The sequence below is a fragment of the Agromyces bracchium genome (genome assembly GCF_009709675.1).
Classification (GTDB): Bacteria; Actinomycetota; Actinomycetes; order Actinomycetales; family Microbacteriaceae; genus Agromyces; species Agromyces bracchium.
The window spans coordinates 1-22,451 of record NZ_WMLB01000015.1; the positions used below are offsets into that span (position 1 = coordinate 1).

General features: G+C 72.6%; 25 protein-coding genes and 1 tRNA gene. 5 read left to right on the forward strand and 21 right to left on the reverse strand.

Annotation, left to right across the window (positions count from 1 at the left end):
* The 5 genes from GJ743_RS04735 to GJ743_RS04755 all read right to left on the reverse strand — a co-directional run.
* Window positions 1-555 (reverse strand): hypothetical protein (locus tag GJ743_RS04735; RefSeq protein ID WP_230386490.1); only part of this gene is annotated, 555 nt, incomplete at its 3' end.
* Between the two features lie 184 nt (window positions 556-739).
* Complete coding sequence (locus tag GJ743_RS19415; protein WP_230386492.1) at window positions 740-907, reverse strand: hypothetical protein; 168 nt, start codon at window positions 905-907, stop codon at window positions 740-742.
* A gap of 163 nt (window positions 908-1,070) precedes the next feature.
* The gene (locus GJ743_RS04745; protein ID WP_328288798.1) at window positions 1,071-2,732 is read right to left on the reverse strand and encodes a SulP family inorganic anion transporter; all 1,662 of its coding nucleotides are present in this window, start codon (window positions 2,730-2,732) and stop codon (window positions 1,071-1,073) included.
* On the reverse strand, window positions 2,729-3,166 hold the full coding sequence (locus GJ743_RS04750) for an ArsR/SmtB family transcription factor (RefSeq protein ID WP_376862096.1): 438 nt from the start codon (window positions 3,164-3,166) through the stop codon (window positions 2,729-2,731). Before GJ743_RS04750 ends, GJ743_RS04745 begins: the two co-directional genes overlap by 4 nt.
* 102 nt (window positions 3,167-3,268) lie before the next feature.
* Window positions 3,269-3,853, reverse strand: coding sequence for a mismatch-specific DNA-glycosylase (locus tag GJ743_RS04755; RefSeq protein ID WP_155050789.1), 585 nt, complete (start codon window positions 3,851-3,853; stop codon window positions 3,269-3,271).
* A 112-nt stretch (window positions 3,854-3,965) separates the two neighbouring features.
* On the opposite strand from GJ743_RS04755, the gene GJ743_RS04760 reads away from it, so the two are divergent.
* Both GJ743_RS04760 and GJ743_RS04765 read left to right on the forward strand, forming a co-directional pair.
* Window positions 3,966-5,519 (forward strand): carboxylesterase/lipase family protein, encoded by a 1,554-nt coding sequence (locus GJ743_RS04760; protein ID WP_155050790.1) that lies wholly within the window; start codon window positions 3,966-3,968, stop codon window positions 5,517-5,519.
* On the forward strand, window positions 5,516-6,334 hold the full coding sequence (locus GJ743_RS04765; RefSeq protein WP_196216918.1) for a 2-oxo acid dehydrogenase subunit E2: 819 nt from the start codon (window positions 5,516-5,518) through the stop codon (window positions 6,332-6,334). Before GJ743_RS04760 ends, GJ743_RS04765 begins: the two co-directional genes overlap by 4 nt.
* Window positions 6,335-6,353: 19 nt before the next feature.
* On the opposite strand, the gene GJ743_RS04770 is transcribed toward GJ743_RS04765, so the two are convergent.
* The 7 genes from GJ743_RS04770 to GJ743_RS04795 all read right to left on the reverse strand — a co-directional run bounded on the left by GJ743_RS04770 (window position 6,354) and on the right by GJ743_RS04795 (window position 12,415).
* On the reverse strand, window positions 6,354-7,190 hold the full coding sequence (locus GJ743_RS04770) for an NUDIX hydrolase (RefSeq protein WP_155050792.1): 837 nt from the start codon (window positions 7,188-7,190) through the stop codon (window positions 6,354-6,356).
* Between the two features lie 80 nt (window positions 7,191-7,270).
* Window positions 7,271-8,746, reverse strand: a complete 1,476-nt coding sequence (locus GJ743_RS19195; protein ID WP_196216919.1) for a Kelch repeat-containing protein — start codon at window positions 8,744-8,746, stop codon at window positions 7,271-7,273.
* Between the two features lie 95 nt (window positions 8,747-8,841).
* On the reverse strand, window positions 8,842-10,335 hold the full coding sequence (locus tag GJ743_RS19200) for a Kelch repeat-containing protein (protein ID WP_196216920.1): 1,494 nt from the start codon (window positions 10,333-10,335) through the stop codon (window positions 8,842-8,844).
* A 207-nt stretch (window positions 10,336-10,542) separates the two neighbouring features.
* Window positions 10,543-10,619: transfer RNA gene (locus tag GJ743_RS04780), tRNA-Pro, on the reverse strand.
* A gap of 112 nt (window positions 10,620-10,731) precedes the next feature.
* Complete coding sequence (locus GJ743_RS04785) at window positions 10,732-11,388, reverse strand: hypothetical protein (protein WP_155050794.1); 657 nt, start codon at window positions 11,386-11,388, stop codon at window positions 10,732-10,734.
* A complete protein-coding gene (locus GJ743_RS04790; RefSeq protein WP_155050795.1) occupies window positions 11,385-11,861 on the reverse strand; it encodes a MarR family winged helix-turn-helix transcriptional regulator in 477 nt (158 codons plus the stop codon). Before GJ743_RS04790 ends, GJ743_RS04785 begins: the two co-directional genes overlap by 4 nt.
* A gap of 95 nt (window positions 11,862-11,956) precedes the next feature.
* A complete protein-coding gene (locus GJ743_RS04795) occupies window positions 11,957-12,415 on the reverse strand; it encodes an SRPBCC family protein (RefSeq protein ID WP_155050796.1) in 459 nt (152 codons plus the stop codon).
* An 86-nt stretch (window positions 12,416-12,501) separates the two neighbouring features.
* On the opposite strand from GJ743_RS04795, the gene GJ743_RS04800 reads away from it, so the two are divergent.
* Both GJ743_RS04800 and GJ743_RS04805 read left to right on the forward strand, forming a co-directional pair.
* Window positions 12,502-13,014, forward strand: a complete 513-nt coding sequence (locus GJ743_RS04800; protein WP_155050797.1) for a nitroreductase family deazaflavin-dependent oxidoreductase — start codon at window positions 12,502-12,504, stop codon at window positions 13,012-13,014.
* A gap of 9 nt (window positions 13,015-13,023) precedes the next feature.
* Complete coding sequence (locus tag GJ743_RS04805) at window positions 13,024-13,662, forward strand: GNAT family N-acetyltransferase (RefSeq protein ID WP_155050798.1); 639 nt, start codon at window positions 13,024-13,026, stop codon at window positions 13,660-13,662.
* A gap of 28 nt (window positions 13,663-13,690) precedes the next feature.
* On the opposite strand, the gene GJ743_RS04810 is transcribed toward GJ743_RS04805, so the two are convergent.
* The gene (locus GJ743_RS04810) at window positions 13,691-14,641 is read right to left on the reverse strand and encodes a CHAD domain-containing protein (RefSeq protein ID WP_196216921.1); all 951 of its coding nucleotides are present in this window, start codon (window positions 14,639-14,641) and stop codon (window positions 13,691-13,693) included.
* Between the two features lie 86 nt (window positions 14,642-14,727).
* On the opposite strand from GJ743_RS04810, the gene GJ743_RS04815 reads away from it, so the two are divergent.
* Entirely contained in the window at window positions 14,728-15,525 is a 798-nt protein-coding gene (locus GJ743_RS04815) for a YqjF family protein (protein WP_196216922.1), read from the forward strand.
* Here the strand turns inward: GJ743_RS04815 and GJ743_RS04820 are convergent.
* The 8 genes from GJ743_RS04820 to GJ743_RS04855 form a co-directional block, all read right to left on the reverse strand.
* The gene (locus tag GJ743_RS04820; protein WP_155050800.1) at window positions 15,497-15,733 is read right to left on the reverse strand and encodes a DUF167 domain-containing protein; all 237 of its coding nucleotides are present in this window, start codon (window positions 15,731-15,733) and stop codon (window positions 15,497-15,499) included. The genes GJ743_RS04815 and GJ743_RS04820 overlap by 29 nt on opposite strands.
* Before the next feature lie 61 nt (window positions 15,734-15,794).
* Window positions 15,795-17,306, reverse strand: a complete 1,512-nt coding sequence (der, locus tag GJ743_RS04825; RefSeq protein WP_155050801.1) for a ribosome biogenesis GTPase Der — start codon at window positions 17,304-17,306, stop codon at window positions 15,795-15,797.
* 53 nt (window positions 17,307-17,359) lie between these two features.
* Complete coding sequence (cmk, locus tag GJ743_RS04830) at window positions 17,360-18,055, reverse strand: (d)CMP kinase (protein WP_376862099.1); 696 nt, start codon at window positions 18,053-18,055, stop codon at window positions 17,360-17,362.
* The gene (locus GJ743_RS04835) at window positions 18,052-19,134 is read right to left on the reverse strand and encodes a prephenate dehydrogenase (protein WP_328288799.1); all 1,083 of its coding nucleotides are present in this window, start codon (window positions 19,132-19,134) and stop codon (window positions 18,052-18,054) included. The genes cmk and GJ743_RS04835 overlap by 4 nt, the downstream gene beginning before the upstream one ends.
* Window positions 19,135-19,932, reverse strand: coding sequence for a pseudouridine synthase (locus GJ743_RS04840; RefSeq protein ID WP_328288800.1), 798 nt, complete (start codon window positions 19,930-19,932; stop codon window positions 19,135-19,137). It abuts the gene before it with no gap.
* Window positions 19,919-20,644 carry an SMC-Scp complex subunit ScpB gene (gene scpB / locus GJ743_RS04845; protein ID WP_155050802.1) on the reverse strand — a complete coding sequence of 242 codons (726 nt, stop codon included), beginning with the start codon at window positions 20,642-20,644 and terminating at the stop codon, window positions 19,919-19,921. The genes GJ743_RS04840 and scpB overlap by 14 nt, the downstream gene beginning before the upstream one ends.
* Window positions 20,634-21,398: a segregation and condensation protein A gene (locus tag GJ743_RS04850; protein WP_230386501.1), complete on the reverse strand. Its 765-nt coding sequence runs from the start codon at window positions 21,396-21,398 to the stop codon at window positions 20,634-20,636. The genes scpB and GJ743_RS04850 overlap by 11 nt, the downstream gene beginning before the upstream one ends.
* 142 nt (window positions 21,399-21,540) lie before the next feature.
* Window positions 21,541-22,428 (reverse strand): ParA family protein, encoded by an 888-nt coding sequence (locus tag GJ743_RS04855; RefSeq protein WP_328288801.1) that lies wholly within the window; start codon window positions 22,426-22,428, stop codon window positions 21,541-21,543.
* Window positions 22,429-22,451 lie beyond the last annotated feature (23 nt).

Here is a 22,451-nt window from a genome sequence, read left to right on the forward strand (position 1 = left end):
GGCGGCCTTCTCGGCGGCGGCCTTCTCGGCGGCGGCCTTCTCGGCGGCGGCCTTCTCGGCGGCCTTCTTGTCGAACTCCGCGACCTTCGCCGTCACGTCGTCGAGCCGGTCGGACGTGGCGTCCACGAGCTCGAACACGCGCTCGGGCGCGAGGTAGCTGTAGTCGGAGAGGCTCGCGACGGACGAGGCGAGCTCGGTGGCATCCGCCTTGCCCTTCGCCTTCGCGATCGTGTCGTCGGCGGCCTTCAGCGTGTCCTCGGCCGTCTTGACGGCGTGGGCCTCGAGCAGGCCGCCGGCCGCGTCGAGCTGGTCGATGCCGCGGTCGGCGCCCTCGGCGATCGCCGCGGTCTCGGCGACGCGACGCTCCTGGTCGGCGACGGCCGACTGGACCGCGAAGCCCGAGCCGACGATCGCGCCGATCGTGACGACCGCGCCGGAGGCGATCCAGGCGGCACGGCGGTTGCGTCGGGTGCGACGGACCCGGGCGCGGGTGCCGTCGACGGTCTCGTCGTGGGTGGTCAGGGTGGTGCTGGGGGAACTGTTCTGGTTGCGCATGAAATCTCGTGGCGGCGCTCGAGGTGCTGTCCTCGTGCGCCGCTGTTCTCGTCTCGGTGCTTGAAATGGGGGTCGCCGCGGCGAAGTCGCCAGTCTGCACACCCTTTCTCCACGAGTCGTGCCCATTCCCTGTGAAAGTCATCCGAACAGTCGACGGATACTCACCTCCGTGAGAGGGGGATCCTCACGGCTCGGCGTGCGCGAAATCGGGGTATCCCTGCCATTCCCCGGGGCCGTGCGAGCGCACGAACGCCTCGTGCACTCGCTCGCACGCGCCGCGCAGCGTGGTGCCCCATCCGAGCAGTCGCCCCTCGAACTCGGCGCGGTAGCGGACCTCGTCGCCGAGGCGCACGATGGCGACCCGGCCGTACTCGCGACCGAGCGAGTCGACGAGGCGCCACCGCCCAGGTTCGGGTTCGTCGGCGGCGAGGATCGGATGCCAGGTGGCCAGTGGTGCTCCCTCCCGAGCGCCCCGGCCGGCGTGCCTCGATCGTACGTCGGGCCACCCCCGATCGTCACATCGCGGCGGACGCCCGGTGGACGTGACTGCGCGCGTGCGCGACCGCGCTCGCGAGGTCGTCGAACAGGTGCTTCTGGTGCCGGAGCGAGTCGATGACGCCCACCCGGCGTGCGAGCTCGAGGTGCCGGTCCTGGATCCCCTTCACGAGCACGGTCACGCCGCGTCGCTCCAGCGCCTGGACCAGTTCGGTGACCACCTGCGCCCCGGTCGCATCGAGGATCTGGAGCTGCGACATCCGGATGATGACGACGTCGACGTCACGCATCGCCCCCACGCGCTCGAGCATGCGCTCGGCCGCGCCGAAGAAGAGGGCGCCCTCGAGCCGGAACAGCGCGACCCGCTCGTCCCCGGCCTCCGCCGGTCCCGGCAGTTCCTCCCGATGCACGCCGCTCGATCGGGCGAGCGTGCGAAGCGCGAGGAACGCCGCCACCGCGATGCCGACGAGCACCGCCGTGATGAGGTCGACGCTCACGGTGATGATCGCCGTCGCGACGAACACGACCGCATCGGCCCGCGTCGAACCGACGACCGACCGCACGGTCGCGACGGAGATCATGCGCGTGGCCGTGACCATGAGCACGCCGGCGAGCGCCGCGAGCGGGATCGACGCCACCACCGACGCCCCGACCGCGACGATCGCGGCGAGGAGCACCGCGTGGACGATGGCCGAGAGCCTCGTGCGCCCGCCCGTGCGGACGTTCACGGCGGTCCGAGCGATGGCACCGGTCGCCGGCATGCCGCCGAAGACTGCCGAGGCGATCGAGGCGAGTCCCTGGCCCACGAGCTCGCGATCGGCGTCGTACGGGCCGGTGTCGGAGATGGATGCCGCGACCCGCGCCGAGAGCAGCGACTCGATCGCGGCGAGCGCGGCGACCGTCGCCGCCGGCAGGAGGAGGGACGAGAGCGTCGCGGGATCGAGCGCGGGGAGCGTCGGCGCCGGGAGGCCGCTCGGCAGCGCCCCGATCGTCGCGACGGGGATGCCCGCGAGCACGACGACCACGGTGACGACGACGATCGCGACGATCGAGCCCGGCACGAGCGGGTGGATGCGGGGCGCGATCAGCATGATCGCGGCGACCGTCGCGACGACGGCGAGCGACCACGCCGCGTCGGGCCAGGTCGCCCCGAGTATCGCGTCGACCGCGCCGACGACGGCGTTCGCACCCTCCGTGGCGGGCACGCCGACGGCCGCCGGGACCTGCTGGAGGAAGATGATGACGGCGATCCCGAGCGTGAACCCCTCGATCACCGGCCACGGGATGAACGTCACGGCGCGGCCGAGCCGCAGCGCCCCGGCCACGAGGACCATCGCGCCGGCGAGGAGGCCGACGATCGCGAGTGCGCCCGGGCCGTGCGCGGCGATGATCGGCGCCAGCACGACGACCATCGCGCCGGTCGGCCCGGAGACCTGCACGTTCGAACCGCCGAACACGGCCGCGACGACGCCCGCGACGATCGCGGTCACGAGCCCGCTCGCGGCGCCGGCCCCGGAGCTCACGCCGAACGCGAGCGCGAGCGGCAGCGCCACGATCCCGACCGTGACGCCGGCGACGAGGTCGCCCCTCCAGGTGCGGCGGAGGTCGCGGTAGTCGGCGACGCCGGGCAGCAGCGAGCGGAAGCCGCGTGCGGCGCGCCGCACGGTCGTGGCGGCGGTCACGACCGCGCCGCCGTCACCGTTGAGGCCTCGGCGACCGGCGCGGCCGAGGCATCCGTCGCCCTCGCCGCCGCCTGCGTCGGGATGTCGGGCAGGCCCGCCTGCTCGACGAGCTGCCGCTCGGTGGCCTGCAGGATCTCGCCGAGCAGCGCTCGGGCGACGCGGAGGAGGTCGGCGACCTGCGGGTAGGCGAGCCGGTACGACACCTGGTTGCCGCGGCGCTCCGCGGTCACGAGCCGGTAGTTGCGGAGCACGGCGAGGTGTTGGGAGAGGTGGGACGCCTCGAGTCCCGTCGCCTCGAGGAGTGCGGCGACGGGCGTCTCGGCGTCGGGCGTCGCAGCGAGCACCTCGAGCACGCGGACGCGCAGGGGGTGCGCGAGGCCCTTGAACAGGTTGGCCTTGACCTCGTAGAGCGGCCGGCTGGCATCGGTGAACACGCTGACTCCTCCATGGATTGATGAATCCATCAATCCATTATGCGCTCGTCCGCGACGCGGCGCTTCCTGCGCGGCGACGTCGGTCGTCGGCGCGACCAAGCGTCAGTCGGCTGTCGGCGCGGCCCCGATGACGCCCGCGGCGAGCGCGGGCTCGGCGTAGGCCCGCGCGAGATCGGCCACCGTCGCGTGGGCGTTCAGCCCGCTCGGGTTCGGCACGACCCAGAGCTCGGCATCCGCGATCCGGTCCTCCTGCCGTCCGGCCCGGGCCCTCGGGCGGTCGAACCCCTGGCGGTACGCGGTGAGGCCGACGACGGCGACGACGAGCGGATGCCACCCGGCGACGTCCCGCTCGAGGCGCGCGGCGCCCTCGTGGAGCTCGCTCCGGTCGAGTTCGTCCGCACGCGCGGTGGCGCGGTGCACGAGGTTCGTGATGCCGATGCCGGCGTCGAGGAGCATGCGGCGGTCGGCCTCGCTCATGCCGTTCGCGACGTCGGGAAGGCGCGGGAGGATACCGGCGGCGAGGAGCGCCGGGTAGAAGCGGTTACCCGGGTGGGCGAAGTGCGTTCCGGTCGCAGCGGTCCAGAGCCCCGGGTTGATGCCGACGAAGACGAGCCGAGGGTGCTCGGGCATCAGGTCGGCGACGCTCGCGCCACGGTACGACTCGAGTTCGGCGCGCGTGAAGCCCATCCGGTCTCCTCCCTCGCGCGGATGCCGCCGTCAGCCTACTGCGCGGCTGCGGCGGGGCGATACGGGACCTTCGCCCCGAGCGCCGATGCGGCGACGGGTGCAGCGTGGGGACATGGACACGGTCGTCAGGACCGACGTCGGCGCGGTGCGCGGGAGGGTCGTCGACGGGGTGCACGCCTTCCTCGGGGTGCCGTACGCGGCTCCGCCGTTCGGTGCGAACCGCCTGCTCCCGCCTCGACCGGCCCCGCCGTGGGACGGGGTCCGCGACGCCGGTGCGCTCGGGCCGGAGCCGCCGCAGGTCGCTCCCCCGCCGACGGGCGGTGCGGCGGCGGGTGCGTCGGAGGACTGGCGCGGGGTCGACGAGGCGTTCTCCGGCCTCGAGCACGCGGCACCCGCGGAGGACGTGCTGAACCTGAACATCTGGACCCCCGACCCCGGCGCGGTGCGCCTCCCGGTGATGGTCTGGATCCAGGGCGGCATGTTCGAGCTCAGTTCGACGGCCGCGTACGACGGGAGCCGGTTCGCCCGGGACGGCGTGGTGTGCGTCGTCATCAACTGGCGACCGGGCGCCGAGGGCTTCCTCGTGTTTGACGACGGGAACGCGAACCGGGGGCTCCTCGACCAAGTGGCGGCGCTCGAGTGGGTCCGCGACCGGATCGCCGCATTCGGCGGAGACCCCGGGAACGTGACCGTCTTCGGCGAGTCGGCTGGGGCCATGAGCATCGGGATGCTGCTGGCGATGCCGGCCGCGGCCGGACTGTTCCGACGGGCGATCCTGCAGAGCGGTGCCGCGCACCACGTGATCTCCCGGGCCGATGCGGCGAGGGTGGCCGGGCTCCTCGCCGAGCGCCTCGGCGTCGCCGCGACCCGCGAGGCGTTCGCGTCGGTCGGCGTGCCGCGCCTGCTCGCCGCGCAGGCCGAGCTGAAGGCCGACCTGATGGCGCACCCCGACCCCGATCGGTGGGGGATGCCGCTGGTGGCGACGACCATGCCGTGGCAGCCGGTCGTCGACGGCGAGGTGGTCCCCGAGGCGCCGATCGCGCGCATCGCGGCGGGCTCGGCGAGCGAGGTCGACGTCATCGTGGGCACGAACGTCGACGACTGGCGCCTGTGGCTCATGGTGAGCGGCGCGTTCGGGCGGATCACGCACGAGATCCTCGAGGGCGCGGTGGCGCAGTACGGCTCGCAGGCCCTGGCGGCGTACGACCTGCCGGTCGCGACCGCGCTCGCCGCCTACCGCGACCGGTACCGGCAGGCGGTTCCGGGCGACGTGCTCGCCTCGGTCCAGACCGACTGGTGGATGCGGATCCCCGCCATCCGGTTGGCGGAGGCGCACACGGCCGGACGCGCACGCACGTACATGTACGAGTTCGCGTGGCCCTCGCCCGGGCTCGGCGCGGTGCATGCGCTCGAGATCCCGTTCGTGTTCGACACGCTCTCCCCCGACACTCCGCTCTTCGGCCCCATGCTCGGCCCGACCCCGCCACGCGCGCTCGCCGACGAGATGCACGGTGCGTGGGTCGCGTTCGCGACCTCGGGCGACCCCGGCGAGCACTGGCCGCGGTACGACGTCGAGTTGCGCGCGACGATGCGCTTCGACGTGGAGTCGCGCATCGTGGTCGACCCGCGAGCCTGGGAGCGCGACCTCTGGGCGGGCATTCGGTGAGCACAGCGCCCGCGGGAGGCGGCGAGCCGGAGCCGCCACGAGGCGGTGCCCGGCCTGCACCCGGGTACACCCTCCGGCCGATCCCCCGCGAGCGCCGTCCGGTGCTCGACCGCCTCGCGAGCGCGCATCGCCGCCACCAGGTCCACGCGCTCGTCGAGCTCGACGTCGACGAGGCCGCTGCCCGGCTCGCGGCCGCCGAGCCGCACGTGTCCTGGACCGGCTTCGTCGTCGCCTCGCTCGCCCGCGCCGTCGCCGAGCACCCCGACGTGAACGTCCGTCGGGCCGGCGGGCGGGTCCTCGCGTTCGACCACGTCGACATCGGGGCGACCGTCGAGCGCCCGTCGGCGGGTCGCGCGGTGCTCGATGTCGTCACCGTCCGCGATGCAGACCGGTCGACCCCCGCCGAGATCACGGACCTGCTGCACGCGGTGAAGGTCGGACCGGGCGCGGATCACCGCCCGCGGGGCGCGATGCGCGCCATCCTCGCCCTGCCCGGCCCGCTGCGACGTGCGGCGATCCGCGTCGCCGGCACCAGGCCCGGCGTCGCTGCCTCCTTCGGGCCGGCCATCGGCGTGACCTCGATCGGCATGTTCTCGCGCAGCTGGGGCTGGGCGGTGCCGCTCGCACCGTTGACGGTGATCGTCACGGTCGGCGGTGTCGCCGAACGGGCCGTCGTCCGCGACGGACGGGTCGTCGCCCGTCGGATGCTCCCCCTCACGCTGAGCTTCGACCACGCCCTCGTCGACGGCGCCCCCGCCGCCCGTTTCACCGAGACGCTCCGCCGGACGATCGAGACCGCATCGGTGCTCGCGTGAACCCGCGAATCGCGGGTCGTCAGGTCGTGCGAGCGGATGCCTCGGCTCGTCGGCGCACGGAACGGAGCATCCGCCGCGTCGCCGCCCGGTGCAGGCCGAGCCCCATGAGCACGCCGCGGTACACGGTGCCGCTTCGGCCGGGGAAGATCGCCCTCGTCTCGGCGCGGAGGAGGCTCCGATCGGGCCCGAGCGCGTCGATGCGGAACGTGAGCTCGTAGTCGGAGAACCGGTGCCGTCCGGCGAGCGAGAGTCGCTGCGGCGGCTCGGCGGCGACGACGTGGAATCCGGGAACGACCGCCCCGACACCCGGCACGGCCGGGCCCTCGCGCGTGACGTCGTCCGCGCCGAGCATGCGGGCGAACCGTGCGGATGCCGCGTGCGAGACGACCTCGGCGAGGGCCCGCCACACGACGTCGCGACCGGCCGCCACCTCGTTGACGTGCTCATCGACGTGTGGCAGCGAATCGACCACGCCCGCCCGCCTGAGGTGCTCGATCAGGTGCGTCGTCACGCGCAGCCGGTGCAGCTCGGCGGGCGCGAACCACCGCGCGTCCGCGGCGTCGTCGCCCGCGGCGAGCGCGCCGCCCACGACCGTCGCGGCGAAGTCGTGGACGTCGAACTCCCGCCCGTCCCCGGTCGGCAGCCGGAGGGTCCAGAGCTCCCGCCCGACCGCCACGCGCAGCCCGGTCTCCTCGAGCACCTCGCGCGCCGCGGCATCCGCGAACGTCTCCCCCGGTTCGAGGCGGCCGCCCGGCACCGACCACCGGTCGCGCTGCGGCGGCGCCCCGCGCCGGACGAGCAGCACCCGGCCGTCGCCGTCGGTGATCACGGCGCCCGCGGCGGGCACGACGTCCATGCCTTCACGATAGGGGTGCCGACCGCGCGTGCGCGTTCGCCGACCTGTCGGACCGATCCGCACGACCGGCCCGTGCAGGCCTACGACGAGACATAGACCTGCTCGTCCCTGCCCTCGGTGACGATGACATACAGCACCGTGCTCGTCGTCAGGTTCGCGGCGAGTCGTTCCCAGCTCGTGAGGATCGTATCGGCGTGCTGCTGGTCGTAGGCCACGACGACCAGCAGCTGCTTGGCCCAGGCGTCGGCGATCGCCACGTTCTCGGTGCTCTCGTTGATGGCACGGAGCGTTTCGGAGAGCGCCTGTTCGGCAGTCGAGCCCTGATACGGCGCGCCGAACGGGAAGGTGAATGCCCGCAGGACGCGGACACCGACGTTCCGCTCCGCGATCGACAGGAGGAGGTCGGTCGTCGCGCCGGGCGTGTCGTAGACGATCTCGTTCTTCGTCTTCAACAGGGTCGCGCCCTCGCAGCGGGCGAGCACCTCCATGGCCACGATCTCGCCGAGGAGTGCACCTCCGCCCGCATTCGGTGCAGCGAGGAGTCGTTGCGCGCCGACTGTCAGCCTCAGGCGATCCACTTGGTCGTCGAACGGTTGATCGCCGAAGTCGAAGGCGATCCCCGCTGCCGTGGACGGGGCCGGCTCTCCCAGGCGAAGGGGCAGGACTCCGCAGGATGCATGGATCACGCCGTATCCGGGCACGGGTGTGGAGCGGGACCCGGGGAAGGAATCGAGATGCGACCAGGTGTCGCCCATCGACCCGGCGGCGTTGCCGGACGTGATCGGCGTGAACTCCGACATCCCTCCGAAGAGCATCAGTCGTTCCCGCTTCGGGTCGACGGTCAGGGAATGAAGCCAGCGCTGCTCCGGCCCGATGTCCTGCACCTGCGTCCATCCCGCGCCGACCCACTGCCACGTGTCGCCATGCACCAGGTGATCTGCCGGTGGAACGGCCGCCTTGAGGGAGTCCACACCGCCGAAGAGCGCGACCGAGCCGCCGACCGAGGCCATCGCGGCGCCCGCGCGCGGCGACGGCCCGGTATCGGCGAGCTGGGTCCAGGCGACCCCATCCCACGCCCAGGTGTCCGCAAGTCCCTGGGCGGCAGAGTCCGCACCCCCGAAGAGCAGGACGTTCCCGCCGCTGAGACCGTCGCTCATCGCGTGGGCCTGGCGTGGCGATGGACCGAGGTCTGCGAGCAAGGTCCAGGACTGGCCGTCCCACCCCCAGGTCTCGGCATCCGGACCGGTCTCGGTTCGGCCGCCGAACAGCACGATCCGCTCACTCGCACCGTGGTATGCCAGAGTGTGCCAGCTTCGCGGGCTGGGCCCGGAGTCCTCGACCTGCGTCCACGTGCTTCCGTCCCAGCGCCACGTGTCGCCCATCAGTCCCGGATCCGAGGTGCCGCCGAAGAGGATCACGTTGCTTCGGCTCGGATCGAAGACCATCGCACACCCGGTACGGGGTGCCGGACCGAAATCCTCGACCTGCGTCCACAGGTCGTCCGCCAGTTCCCAGGTGTCGCCGAGGAGCTCGGAGCCCCGCCCGCCGAACAGCACCGTTCGTCCGCGGACGGGATCGAACGCGGCGCCATGACCGCCCCTCGGGCTCGGGCCGATGTCTTGGATCCGAGTCCAGAAGGAGCGTCGGCTCCTCATGTCACGGTGATCATCAGCAGATCCGAACTCGAGCGCGCCGAGCTGACGTCGCCGAAGGCGATGAGGCGGTGCGTGCCCACCCGCGCGCCCGCCGGAATCGCCAGGAGCGCACGGTACTGGCTCGCCAGCGGAGGGAGCGTGACGAACTCGACGAACGCCCCGGCTGCGGTGAACGGGTCGAGCGCGACGATGTAGACCAAGCGGCTCTGCGGGGCCGGGTCGACTGCCAGGTCGACGGCCAATTGGGCGCCACGTGCAACCTGGGCGATCGGAGTCGTCAGCGATCCGAGCCCGGGGCCGACGACGAGCTCGACGTCCGCGATCACGGTCTGCCCGGCGACCCGCACTCGCACGACGTGCATACCCGCTGCGCGCCCGTTCAGCGGATAGGCGATGAAGCCCTGCGAGGAGCCGGCCGGCATGGTCTGTTGCATCGTGGTATCGCGCGCGCCGTCCACCCAGATCTCGATCGGCGACGCCGCGGCGAGCGGGGTGTCGAGCGCCAACGTCAGCACGCCGAACGGGGACCCCATGGTGGTCGGTCCGACATCGATCGCACGGAGAGTGGATGCCGGCGACGAGACCTCGACGGGGGCCTCCCAGGTGTCGTCCGAAGCGATCGGGTCTCCTTGGAGCGTCGTGAATCCACCGAACAGCACCATCCTCGACCGCTTCTCGTCGACCGTCGCCGCGGAACCCCATCGCGCCGACGGCCCCATGTCCTGCAGCTGACGCCAGAACTGCGCGCTCCACTGCCAGGTGCCCGCCGACAATCCCGTCGCCTCCGTGAAGAGCGCGTTGCTTCCCCCGAACAGGAGCACGCCGGCGCCCGCGCCTGCGAATGCGGCGTGCGCCGTCTCGCCAGGGCCGATGTCCTGCACCTGGGTCCAATGTTCGCCATCCCACTCCCACGTGTCCGAGAGCGCGGAGCCGAACGAGGCACCGCCGAAGAGCACGATGGTCTCGCGCTCAGCGTCGTATGCGAGCAGATGGGCGCACCGCGGGCTGGGCCCCGAATCGTCCACCTGCGTCCAGGCGCCCTGCGAGCGGATCCAGGTGTCGCGAAGCATGGCCGTCCCCGTCGTACCGCCGAACAGCGTCAGCTCGTCGCGACCGCGGTGATACGCCAACGGCGACATGCCACGCGCCACGGGACCGGTGTCATCGAGCTGGGTCCAGCCCGACTCGTCCCACCGCCACGTATCACTCGCTACTCCGGGGATCCCTCCGACGGGCGGCGTCTCGCCGCCGAACAGGATGATGTCGGTCCCGTCGAAGGCCATGCCCGCCGACGTTCGCGGCGAGGGCCCGGTGTCGTCCACCTGGGTCCAGAAGTCACCGTCCCACATCCAGGTGTCGCCGAGCGCACCGCCACTGCCCGAGCCGCCGAAGAGGATGGTGGTCTCGCGTCCCGCGTGGTAAGCGAGCGAGTGCCCACCGCGCGCGGACGGCCCGACGTCCTGGCGCTGCGACCAGAGAAACTTCTCCATCGGGCTCCCCTCTCGCGATAGACGAAAGGTACTCCTGCAGGGCATCCGCAGGGAACGGGGATGCGCGCGCTCTGTTCCGAACGGGCTGGATCGAAGAGGCGACGAACACGAACGCCGCGTCGGAGTCGGGCCGGCTCGGTTCCTCCGTAGACAACGAGAGAGGCCGACCCGGGAATCCCGGATCGGCCTCTCATCACGTGTTCTCGCTGGTCGGGCTGACAGGATTTGAACCTGCGACCCCTTGACCCCCAGTCAAGTGCGCTACCAAGCTGCGCCACAGCCCGATGCCCTCAGCGTCTCCGTCGAAGGCAACTCGACCATCATAGCGGCATCCGGAGGGGTGCTCGTGCACGCGGGCGGGCGCACCGGCCGGCACCGGCCCGACCCGAACGCGCCTCAGATGTGCTGCCGCACCGCGGCCATGAACCCGTCGACGTCGTCGACCCAGATCCGCACCTCGTCGACGACCTGCTCGCCGCCCTTCGGCGCCGCGCCCGGCAGTCGCACGAGCGTCGGGCGCTCGAGCTCGATGGCCACGATCGTCTCGTGCTGCATGCGCAGCGACAGCGTGCGCGTGCCATCCGCCTCGGTGATCTTCGGCGTCTTCGGCTCGTCGACGCGCTTCACGCGGGCGACCGACGCGATGTCGTCCCAGGTGAGCAGCACGTCGGTCTCGAGGCCCTCGCGCACCCGGATGCCCTCGGGGCCGACCGTGTGCGGCCGCATGAGGTACGCGGCGAGCAGCCCGAACATCCACGTGAGGCCCCAGATGCCGGCGATGAGCACGGCGACGCGCACGACCGGCCAGCGGTGCACGATCAGGTCGAGGATCGGGATCTCGACGGCCGACAGCACGATGAAGATCCACAGGATCGTGATGACGGGTGCGTGGTAGCCGAATCCGGCCGCCCCAGGCGCGATGGCCGGCCGCCGGGCGATGAGGCGCCCGATGCTCGCGTAGATGCGGAGCTCGAGCTTCAGGGCGCGCAGCACGAACCCGCCCGTGCGGCGGGCGACGGATGCCGCGGGTGCGCGATCGACGTCGGCGGTCATCGATCGACTCCCGCACGAGCAGCGCTCCGGCCCGCCTCAGCCGCCTCGACGAGGTCGCGGAGCCGATCGGCGACCGCGCCGACGCCGCGGAGGAACGCGTCGCGGTCCGCTGGCGCGACGGCGCCGAGCAGCGTGTCGGAGAGCTCGGCGTGATCGCGCTGCATCTCGTGCATGAGCTCGGCGGCCGACGCCGTGAGCGAGACGAGCACCGCGCGCCGATCGTCGGGGTGCGGCTCGCGCCGCACGTACCCGGACGCCTCCAGCGCATCGACGAGCCCCGTGATGTTGCGGGGGCTCACCTCGAGCCGGGTGGCGAGCGCGTGCTGGGTCGATGGCCCCGAGTGCACGAGGTCCCAGAGCACGCGCGTGCGCGCCGGGGTGAGCGAGCTGCCGGCGAACTCGCGGGCGAGGTCGCGCTGGAAGAGGTCGCTGATCTCGAGGAGTCGATCGAGCACGGTCACCGGTGCATCCATATCGTGATGATACTTCACTATCACCCTGATACACGATTCCCGACGGCCGACCGTGGCCGCGTGCCATCCGCTCGCACTCGGCGTGCCAGGCCCGATCAGGACGCCGCAGCCTCCGCTGCCCGCTTCAGATCGGCGGTGAACTGCTCGAAGTTCGCGTCGAACGACGGGATCATGCGTGCGAAGAACGGGAAGAACGGACCGCCGATTCGCTCGACGACGTCCACGCGCGTTCCGCCGGCATCTCCGTTGAGGGAGTAGGTGCGAGTGGACATCGCGTCGCCGAACGTCAGGCGCGCATTCGGCTCGAACTCCGTGACCTTCAGCGTGAACGTGCGGCTGGGGAGGAGTGTCGAGACGAGCCTGATCTTCGAGCCGAGTGCGATCCGGCCATCGAACGAGATGATCGTCGAGTTCCACCTCGCCCACTCCGCCTCAGTGGTCAGCAGGCGCCACACCGTGGCGGCGTCGGCGTCGATGTGCCTGGCGATGCGAGTGGAGCGACTGAACGTGGTCCGGGTCGTCGAGGCGACCCCATCGGACGCGGTGGTGGACATGCGATCCCCCGCTCTCTGCTTGAGGCCGATTCTAGAACGCGTGCCCGCAGCAGTCTCATCGATGGATCGGCGCATAGTGTGGCGGGATGGCGATGTCGAAGCCCGGTCCCCTGCTCGCCTGGTTCTACCGCGCCCCGTCCGCGCTGTACCGCGCACGCCTGGGCTGGATCATGGGCGGGCGCTTCCTCATGCTGACGGCCGTCGGCCGCGCGTCCGGGATCGCACGACGCACCGTGCTCGAGGTCGTCAAGCGCGAGGCTGCGGTCGGGGCTTCCGCTCCCCCGACGCTCTGGGTGGTCGCGAGTCGCGGACCGAAGACGGACTGGTGGCGGAACGCGACCGCGAACCCCGAGGTGCGCGTCGATTGGCGATCGCGGCGGTTCGACGCGCGGGCGGTCGACCTCGACGAGGGCGCCCGCGTGGACCTGCTCGCCGACTACCAGCGCCGTTACCCGCGCGCCGCAGCCATGCTCGGAAAGGCGGCGCTCGGCGAGGCCTTCACCGCGGACCCCGACGACCTGCGCGTCCTCGCGCAGGACCTCCGCGCCCTGCGCCTCGATCCGAAGCCGGGCATGACGGATGTCGCCGGCTCGCGTTAGCGTCGCCGTATGAGCGACGCTGCCACTCCTGCCGACGGTGCTGCCGCACCCGACGATGCCGCACCGACCCTGCGCGTCGTCTCGGCATCGACGGTGCCGTTCGCCGACGTCGAGGCCGTGTTCGGCACCCGCGGCGATCCGGCGACCTGCTGGTGCCAGTGGTACAAGCTCCGCGGCTCGCAGTGGGAATCCGCGACGCGCGACGAGCTCCGGGGCCGCCTCGAGGAGCAGCTGGCCGCCCCCGGCACCGGGCCGGGAATCATCGCGTACGACGGCGAGACCCCAGTCGGCTGGTGCGCGATCGAGCCGCGAAGCGGGCTCGAGCGGCTCCGCCACAGCCCGGTCGCGTCGGCGTCGCCCGACGACGACTTCGACGACCCGTCGATCTGGGCCGTCACCTGCTTCGTCGTGCCGCGTGCCCACCGCCGACGGGGCGTCGGCCGAGCGCTCGCGGCGGCGGCCGTCGAGACCGCTCGCGCGCACGGCGCGAGCCTGCTCGAGGCCTACGCGGTCGACCCGACGGCGCGCACCAAGCCGCCGGCCGCCGACCTCTTCCCCGGCACCGTGTCGATGTTCGAGGCCGCGGGGTTCAGCGAGGTGGCGCGGCCGAAGCCGCACCGGGTGGTCATGCAGCATCCGCTCGGCTGAGCACCCGCAGACAGGCGCCGCCGGCCGCTCAGCGCGGCCGGTGCGCGTGCCAGGCCGACGCGGCCTTCCTGAGCCCGTCCGCCGCGTCGGCGAGTTTCGCGAGGTGTGCGGCGGCGCGGGCGTCGGCGTCGTCGGCGAGGCGGTGCAGCACGTCGACCTGATCGCCGGCATGCGCGGCGTGGGCGGCGGCGCGCCGCAGGTGCTCGGCGAACAGCAGTTCGTCGCGGTGGTCGCCGAGCACGTCGTGGATGTCGTCGCCGGCGTCGGCCAGCGCACGCGCTCGTGCGCCGTACAGTTCCACAGGGGGCTCGGAGACCGCCTCCGCGGCATAGCGGAGTCGACGCGACGCCTTGCGAAGGTCGTGCAGCTCATCGAGCGAGGGCTCGGCGGGCAGTCGGCGCGCACGTCGCGCGGCTCGCCTCGCCTCGCGGTCGAGCTGCCTCCCGAGCTCGATGGGAGCGTCGCGTGCCGCCCGCTCCGTGAACGGCGGCGCTCCGAGCACCCGGTCGAGCTCCTCGAGCCGCTCGACGGCGCGCGGCAGCTCCTGACGGTCGACGAATCGCGAGTGCGCCCGATCGTGGGCCGCCTGCTCGTCGTCGACCAGGATCCCGCGGATCCGGTCGCGCTCGGCCTCGGAGGCGAACCTGCCCGCCTCGTCCGCCTCGACGAGCGCGGCCTCCGCGACCTGCACGCGCACCTCGAGGTCGCGCACCGTGCCGAGTTCGTGGCCGAGCTCGCGCAACCGCCGGCGCAACCCGGTGACGACGGCCTCGTCGAGCACCGCGCCGTACGCGGCGAGGACGCTCCGCAGTCGCCGCACGTTCGTCCGCAGCTGGTGCAGCGCGTCGGGCTCGTCGGCGAGCGCCGCGGGGAGGAACGCGTGGAACCGGTCGCGGACCGCGGCCAGCGCGGCGACGACGACCCTGCCCGCGTCGGCACCCCCATCGACCGCACCCGGCACATCGTCTCCTGGCTCCACGCGACCATCGTCCGGCGAGGCGCGCTCGCGCGTCAACGGCACAACGCCCCTTCCGCCCGAACCGCTGCACGCGCGAGGATGGCCGCATGCAGGGACTGCCGTCCGCGAGCCCGCCGTTGCCCGGCCGCGTGGTCGTCGAGCAGCGCTGGCGCGACCTCGTCTTCCTGCACTGGCGCGTGGACCCCGCGCTCGTCGAGGCGTGCCTCCCGCCGGGCGTCCGCCCCGACGTCCTCGACGGTGCGACCTGGGTCGGCCTGATCCCGTTCGTCCTCGCCGACACCCGCTTCCCGCCGCTGCCCCCGATGCATCGTCTCGGCACGTTCGTCGAGGTCAACGTGCGGCTCTACTCGGTCGACCACGACGGCAACCGCGGGGTGGTCTTCCGCACCCTCGAGGCGGGTCGCCTCCTCCCGGTCATCGCGGCCCGGGTCGCCTTCGGGCTCCCGTACCACTGGGCGAGTTCGCGCGTCGTCCACCGGGTGGATGCCTCCGGCCATGAGCTCGACTTCCGAAGCCGTCGCCACGGCCCCGGCGGCCCGTCGACCCGCATCCGCGCCCGCCTCGGCGAGCCCCTCCGCGCCGACGCGCCCGATGCGGGCCTCGCGGGGTTCCTCACCGCCCGCTGGGGCTTCCACGAGCAGCACCTCGGCCGCACCGTCTGGGCGCGGAACCGCCACGAACCGTGGCCGCTGCTGCGCGCCGAGCTCCTCGAGCTCGACGACGAGCTGCTTGCGGCGTCGAGCTTCGGCGACCTCGCGGCGCGGCCGCCAGATTCGGTGCTCGCCTCGTCCGGCGTCGCGACCGCCTTCAGCCGGCCGCGGACGATCGAGGCGCCGGCGTGGCGCCTCCAACCCGTCACACGCCGTCGACCCGCACCCGCTTGATCCGGGCGGTGTGCCCGCGCACGATCTCGACGTCGCCCGTCTTCACGCCGTAGTGCGCGGCGAGTGCCGCGACGACGCCCGCGTTCGCGGCGCCGTCCACGGCGCGCTCGCGCACGTGCACGATGACGGATGCCGCGGGGTCGTCCGTCGTCGGCTCGACCAGCGGTCCGCGGCGGCTGCCCGGCTTCACGCGCACGGTCAGTTCCATCGCGATCCGTTCCGTCGAGGCATCCGCCGCGGCATCCGCTCGGCTCGGTCGACCGTCGGCGCTACGGGCGCTGACGGCGCTCGCGGACGCGCATGTTCAGCACGATCGGGGTGCCGACGAAGCCGTAGATCTCGCGCAGGCGCCGCTGGATGAACCGGCGGTAGCCGGGGTCGAGGAACCCGGTCGTGAACAGCACGAACGTCGGCGGACGCGTCGACGCCTGCGTGCCGAACAGGATGCGCGGCTGCTTGCCTCCGCGCAGCGGGTGCGGGTGGGCCTGCACGAGCTCCGTGAGGAACGCGTTGAACTTCCCCGTCGGGATCCGGGTGTCCCACGACTCGAGCGCGACCTCGAGGGCGGGCACCAGCTTCTCGAGGTGGCGGCCGGTCTTCGCGGAGATGTTCACGCGCGGCGCCCACGCGACGTGGTGCAGGTCCTGCTCGATCTCGCGCTCGAGGTAGCGACGGCGGTCGTCGTCGAGGAGGTCCCACTTGTTGTACGCGAGCACGAGCGCGCGGCCCGACTCGAGCACGAGGTCGATGATGCGCACGTCCTGTTCGGAGATCGGCTGCGAGACGTCCAGCAGCACGACGGCGACCTCGGCCTTCTCGAGCGCGGCCTGCGTGCGCAGCGACGCGTAGAAGTCGGCGCCCTGCTGCAGGTGCACGCGGCGGCGGATGCCGGCGGTGTCGACGAAGCGCCACACCTTGCCGCCGAGCTCGATCTGCTCGTCGACGGGGTCGCGGGTGGTGCCCGCGAGGTCGTTGACGACGACGCGTTCCTCGCGCGCGGCCTTGTTCAGCAGGCTCGACTTGCCGACGTTCGGCCGACCGAGGATCGCGACGCGGCGCGGGCCGCCGAACTCCTCCTTCGCGACCGCGGAGACCTGCGGGAGGACCTTGAAGACCTCGTCGAGCATGTCGGCGACGCCCCGGCCGTGCAGTGCGGAGACCGGGTACGGCTCGCCGAGGCCCAGGTTCCACAGTGCGGCGGCCTCGGGCTCCTGGCGGGCGTCGTCGACCTTGTTCGCGACGAGGAACACAGGCTTCTTCGTCTTGCGCAGCAGCCGCACGACGTGCTCGTCGGTCGCGGTCGCGCCGACCGTGGCATCCACCACGAAGAGCACGACGTCGGAGAGGTCGATCGCGACCTCGGCCTGCGCGGCCACCGACGCGTCGATGCCCTTCGCGTCGGGCTCCCACCCGCCGGTGTCGACGAGCGTGAAGCGGCGGTCGAGCCATTCGCCCTTGTACGAGACGCGGTCGCGGGTGACGCCGGGCGTGTCCTCGACGACGGCCTCGCGGCGGCCGAGGATGCGGTTGACGAGCGCCGACTTGCCGACGTTCGGGCGGCCGACGATCGCGATGACCGGCAGCGCGGGGAGGTAGCGGATGCCCTCCTCGCCCTCATCGGCGAGCTCGAGCAGGTCGAGGTCCTCGTCCTCCAGGTCGTAGTCCTCGAGGCCCGACCGCAGCGCGGCGGCCCGCTGCTCGGCGAGCTCGTCGTCGACGTCGGCGAGGCGCTCGGCGAGGTCGTCGTCGGTGGCGTCGAACTCGTCGTCGCGATCGGTCATGGCAACTCCTGGGTGGTCTCGGGGCCGCGCGCGCGAGCGCACAACCTGTCTATTCAACCAGTTCGAACCTGAGCGTCCCGGATGACGGCGAGCACCGCCTCGACGGTCTCGTCGAAGTCGAGGTCGGTCGAATCGACCGTGACGACGCCCTCGGCGGCGTTCATGAAGTCGACGACCTTCGAGTCGGCCGAGTCGCGCGCGCGCAGCTGCTGCCCGGTGGCGGCGGCCGAGTGGCCGACGAGCTCCGCCGAGCGTCGCGCCATCCGCACCTCCTCCGATGCGGTGAGCAGGATGCGCGCGGGCGCGTCGGGGGCGACCACGGTCGTGATGTCGCGGCCCTCGACGACGATTCCGCCGCGCCGCTCCGCGGCCATGATCGCCCGGAACAACTCGATCAGGTGGGTGCGCACCTCGGGGACGCGCGCCACCCGGCTCACGACGCCCGAGATGCCGGGCTCGCGGATCGCCTGCGTGACGTCGGTCGAACCGACGTGCACGGTGTAGCCGGTCGGGTCGGTGCCGATGCGGTAGTCGAACGAGTCCAGGCACGAGACGACGGATGCCGCGTCCGCCGTGTCCACGCCGGACGCCTCGGCGTGCCACGCCAGCGCGCGGTACGCGGCGCCCGTGTCGAGGAAGCCCCAGCCGAGACGGCGCGCGACCTCCTTCGAGACGCTCGACTTGCCGCTTCCGGCGGGGCCGTCGACGGCGACGACGAACGGGTGGACGGGGTCGTGATGCATGGTCATCCTGCGATCCGCCAGCCGCGCGCGGCCAGCTCGGTGGTCAGTCGGTCGGCCGCCTCGGGCACGACCTGCACTTCGGCGAGGCCGACCTGGCGGCCGGGCGAGTGCTCGAGGCGGAGGTCTTCGAGGTTCACGCCGATCTCGCCGATTTCGGCGAGCAGTCGCGCGAGCTGCCCCGGCCGGTCGTCGATCATCACGACGATCGTCGTGAAGCGCTTGTCGGTGCCGTGCTTGCCGGGCAGGCGTGCGACCCCCGTGTTGCCGCCCGTGAGCTCCTCGGCGACGCGCCGGCGCGCGCCCGGCGCGGCCGGGTCCTCCAGCGCGTCGATGAAGCGGTCGAGGTCCTCGCGGTAGGCGATGAGGATGTCGCGCACCGGCGACGCGTTCGCCCCGAGGATCTGCACCCAGAGGTCGGGATCGCTCGCGGCGACCCGGGTGACGTCGCGCACGCCCTGCCCGGCGAGCCCGAGCGCCGCGTTCGGCGCCTCGAGGAACCGGCGTGCCATGATGCTCGAGACCACCTGCGGCACGTGCGAGATCAGCGCGACTCCGGCGTCGTGCTCGGCGGGGGTCATCTCGACGAGCGTTGCGCCGAGGTCGAGGATGAGGTCGTCGATCGCGCTCGCGCGCCGGTAGCTGATCTCGTCGTGCGCGGCGACCACCCACGGGCGGCCCGCGAAGAGGTCGGCACGTGCGGCGAGCGGTCCGCCGCGCTCGCGGCCCGCGAGCGGGTGCGAGCCGATGTAGCGCGACACGTCGGCGCCCGCGTCCTCGAGCTCGGCGAGGATGCCGGCCTTCACGCTCGCGACATCCGTCACGATCGCCTCGGGGAACGCGGCGAGCTCGGCCGCGACGACGGAGGCCGTGACGTCGGGCGGCACCGCCACCACGATGAGCTGCGGCGCGTCGTCGGGCTGCGCGGGCCGGCCGGCGCCGAGGTCGACGGCGATCGCGACGTGGGTCGGTGACGCGTCGGCGAGGATCACGTCGATGCCGCGCGTGCGGAGCCCGAGCGCGACGCTCGTGCCGAGGAGTCCGGCACCGACGACGCGCACCGGTCCGATGAGCCGTGACTCGACCACCTACCCGTTCCCCTTCCGCTCGGCGTCCGCCGCGCGCACGATGGTGAGCAGCTGGCCGAGTTCGACTCTAGTCAACTCGCGCACGGCGCCCGACTTCAGCGTGCCGAGGTGGAGCGGCCCGAATTGGCGGCGCACCAGCTCGACCACCGGGTGGCCGACGGCGTCGAGCATGCGCCGGACGATCCGGTTCCGGCCGGAGTGCAGCGTGACCTCGACCATGGTGTGGCGCTGGTCGCCCTGCGCCTGCAGGATCTTCGCGCGGTCGGCGCGGATCGGGCCGTCGTCGAGCTCGACACCGCGCTTCAGCCGCTGCAGCGTCTGCGGGGTCATCCGCCCGGTCACCTTCGCGATGTACGTCTTCTCGACGCCGAACGACGGGTGCGCGAGCACGTGCGCGAGCTCGCCGTCGTTCGTGAGGAGCAGCAGGCCGCTCGTGTCGCCGTCGAGGCGCCCCACGTTGAAGACCCGCACGTCGAGCGGGTCGGTGAAGCGTCGCAGGTCGGGCCGGCCCTGCTCGTCGCGCATCGTCGAGACGACGCCGCGCGGCTTGTTCAGCATGAAGTAGCGCTTGTCCTGGTCGAGCTGAACCGCGACGCCGTCGACCGCGACCCGATCGGCGAGCGGGTCGATGCGCCGACCGAGTTCGGTCACGACGTGGCCGTTCACCTCGATGCGACCCTCGACGATCATGTTCTCGACGACGCGACGGCTCGCGACGCCGGCCGCGGCCAGCGCCTTCTGCAGCCGGACGCCCTCGGGCGCGGCGTCACCGTCTCCGGGCCGATCAGACGAGGTCACGTTCGAATCCCTCCTGGCCGCCGTCGAGCAGCGGCGAGATCGGCGGCAGGTCGTCGAGCGACGCGATGCCGAGGTTCGTGAGCAGCAGGTCGGTCGTGCCGTACAGGATCGCGCCGGTCTCCTCGTCGGTGTCGACCTCGGTGATGAGGCCGCGGCCGTACAACGTGCGCACGACCGAATCGACGTTCACCGCCCGGATCGACGCGATCGACGAGCGCGAGATCGGCTGCTTGTACGCGATCACGGCGAGCGTCTCGAGCGCGGCCTGCGAGAGCTTCGTCGACGTCTGCGCGAGCACCGCGTCGGTGATCAGCGCGTCGTACTCGGTGCGCGCGTAGAAGCGCCAGCCGCCACCGACCTCGCGCAGTTCGAAGGCGCGACGGATGCCTCGGGCCGCGGGCTGCTCGCCCGCCGCATCGGTGCGCGGCTCGCCGGACGGCGCCCCGCCGTCGTAGTCCGCGACGAGGCGTGCGATCGACGCCTTCACCTCGGCGATGGGACGCGCGACGGCCGCCGCGAGGTGCACGAGGCCCTGCGGTTCGTCGGCGATGAAGAGCAGCGCCTCGATCGCGCGGTCGAGGTCGAGCCGGGGCTGGCCCGGCACATCGAGCGGGGTCGCGACCGAGACCTCGGGGCGGTCACCGGCCCCCGCCGCGGCGTCCGTCTCCGCCGCCGCATCCGTCGGCGTCGCGGCATCCGTCTCACTCGTCATAGTCGGCTCCCAGGCTGTCCAGTCGATCGTCGGACCAGTGGTCGTTGGCGGCCCATCGCAGTGTGAGCTCCCCCAGCGGCTCGAGCTGCTCGAACCCGATCGCGTTGTGCCGGTAGAGCTCGAGCACGGCGAGGAAGCGCGCCACCACGACCCCCGGTCGGTCGACGCCCGCGATGAGCCGCCGGAACGTGACCGGCTCGCCGCGGCGCAGCACCGCGACGACGTGCGCGGCCTGCTCGCGGATCGACACCAGCGGCGCGTGCAGGTGGTCCAGGCCCACGGTGGGCAGTTCGCGCGGCGTGAGCGCGAGCGTGGCGAGCGCCGCGAAGTCGGCGGGCCCGAGCGTCCAGCGCAGTTCGGGCGTGCGCTGGCGGAACCGCTCCTCGAGCTTCACCGTGCGCGCGTGGCGCGACGACTCGACCTCGATGCGGCCGCCGAACCACCGCGCCGCCTCCTTGAACGCCCGGTACTGCAGCAGGCGGGCGAACAGGAGGTCGCGCGCCTCGAGCAGCGCGACGTCCTCGGCGTCGACGAGCTCGCCCTGCGGCAGGAGTCCGGCGACCTTCAGGTCGAGCAGCGTCGCCGCCACGACCAGGAACTCGCTCGCCCGGTCGAGGTCCTCGTCGGTCTCGATGCCGCGGAGGTAGGCGATGAACTCGTCGGTCACGGCCGAGAGCGAGACCTCGGTGATGTCGAGCTCGTGCTTGGCGATGAGGGAGAGCAACAGGTCGAACGGGCCCTCGAAGTTCGTCAGGGCGACGCGGAACCGGGGTTCGGCCGCGGGCGGGGGTTCCGCCCCGGGCGGGCCGGCGGCAGCGGAGGCCGCACGCGATTCGGGCGCCTCGGGCGTGTCGCCCGCCTCGCCCGCCGGACCGATCGTCTCCGCCGCCCTCGGCTCAGGCGACCGCGCCACGGTCGACCAGCTCCCTCGCGAGCTGACGGTACGCCCGCGAGGCGGGGTGCTCGGGCGCGAACTCGGTGATCGGCGTCGCGGCGACCGTGGCATCCGGGAACTTCACCGTGCGAGTGATCACGGTCTCGAGCACGCGGTCGTCGAACGCGTCGACGACCCGCTCCAGCACCTCGCGCGAGTGCAGCGTGCGCGCGTCGTACATCGTCGCGAGGATGCCGTCGAGCGTGATCGCCGGGTTCAGCCGGTCGCGCACCTTGTCGATCGTCTCGATGAGCAGCGCGACGCCGCGGAGCGCGAAGTACTCGCACTCGAGCGGGATGACCACCCCGTGGCTCGCGGTGAGGGCGTTCACGGTCAGCAGGCCGAGCGACGGCTGGCAGTCGATGAGGATCACGTCGTAGTCGGCCGACACCTTGCGGAGCACGCTCGCGAGGATCTGCTCGCGGGCGACCTCGGTGACGAGGTGCACCTCGGCGGCCGAGAGGTCGATGTTGGCGGGGATCACGTCGAGCCCCTCGACCCCGGTTCGCTGGATGGCGTCGGCGGGTGCGATACCGCGCGAGAGCAGCAGGTCGTAGATCGTCGGCACGTCGTGCGTCTGCACGCCGAGCCCCGCCGACAGGGCGCCCTGCGGGTCGAAGTCGACGGCGAGCACCCGGCGGCCGTAGTCGGCGAGCGCGGCGCCCAGGTTGATCGTCGTCGTGGTCTTGCCGACGCCGCCCTTCTGGTTGCAGAGCGCGATGATGCGGGCGGGGCCGTGGGAACGCAGCGGCTCGGGCTCGGGGAACTCGCGAAGCGGGCGACCGGTGGGACCGAGGTCCGACGACTCCAGCGTGGCGGTGCCGTCCGCCGGGTCGTGTTCGTAGGTCACGGTGCGGCTCTCTCTCCCCGTCG

Excerpts from the sequence above, each read along its gene's own strand:
- scpB (WP_155050802.1), bottom strand. The coding sequence starts at position 20,644 with ATGACGAGTGAGACGGATGCCGCGACGCCGACGGATGCGGCGGCGGAG.
- GJ743_RS04755 (WP_155050789.1), bottom strand. The coding sequence starts at position 3,853 with ATGGGCTTCACGCGCGCCGAACTCGAGTCGTACCGTGGCGCGAGCGTC.
- GJ743_RS04800 (WP_155050797.1), top strand. The coding sequence starts at position 12,502 with ATGGCGATGTCGAAGCCCGGTCCCCTGCTCGCCTGGTTCTACCGCGCC.
- GJ743_RS04785 (WP_155050794.1), bottom strand. The coding sequence starts at position 11,388 with ATGACCGCCGACGTCGATCGCGCACCCGCGGCATCCGTCGCCCGCCGC.
- GJ743_RS04820 (WP_155050800.1), bottom strand. The coding sequence starts at position 15,733 with ATGGAACTGACCGTGCGCGTGAAGCCGGGCAGCCGCCGCGGACCGCTG.
- der (WP_155050801.1), bottom strand. The coding sequence starts at position 17,306 with ATGACCGATCGCGACGACGAGTTCGACGCCACCGACGACGACCTCGCC.
- GJ743_RS04760 (WP_155050790.1), top strand. The coding sequence starts at position 3,966 with ATGGACACGGTCGTCAGGACCGACGTCGGCGCGGTGCGCGGGAGGGTC.
- GJ743_RS04805 (WP_155050798.1), top strand. The coding sequence starts at position 13,024 with ATGAGCGACGCTGCCACTCCTGCCGACGGTGCTGCCGCACCCGACGAT.
- GJ743_RS04815 (WP_196216922.1), top strand. The coding sequence starts at position 14,728 with ATGCAGGGACTGCCGTCCGCGAGCCCGCCGTTGCCCGGCCGCGTGGTC.
- GJ743_RS04795 (WP_155050796.1), bottom strand. The coding sequence starts at position 12,415 with ATGTCCACCACCGCGTCCGATGGGGTCGCCTCGACGACCCGGACCACG.
- GJ743_RS04790 (WP_155050795.1), bottom strand. The coding sequence starts at position 11,861 with ATGGATGCACCGGTGACCGTGCTCGATCGACTCCTCGAGATCAGCGAC.
- cmk (WP_376862099.1), bottom strand. The coding sequence starts at position 18,055 with ATGACCATGCATCACGACCCCGTCCACCCGTTCGTCGTCGCCGTCGAC.
- GJ743_RS04770 (WP_155050792.1), bottom strand. The coding sequence starts at position 7,190 with ATGGACGTCGTGCCCGCCGCGGGCGCCGTGATCACCGACGGCGACGGC.
- GJ743_RS19200 (WP_196216920.1), bottom strand. The coding sequence starts at position 10,335 with ATGGAGAAGTTTCTCTGGTCGCAGCGCCAGGACGTCGGGCCGTCCGCG.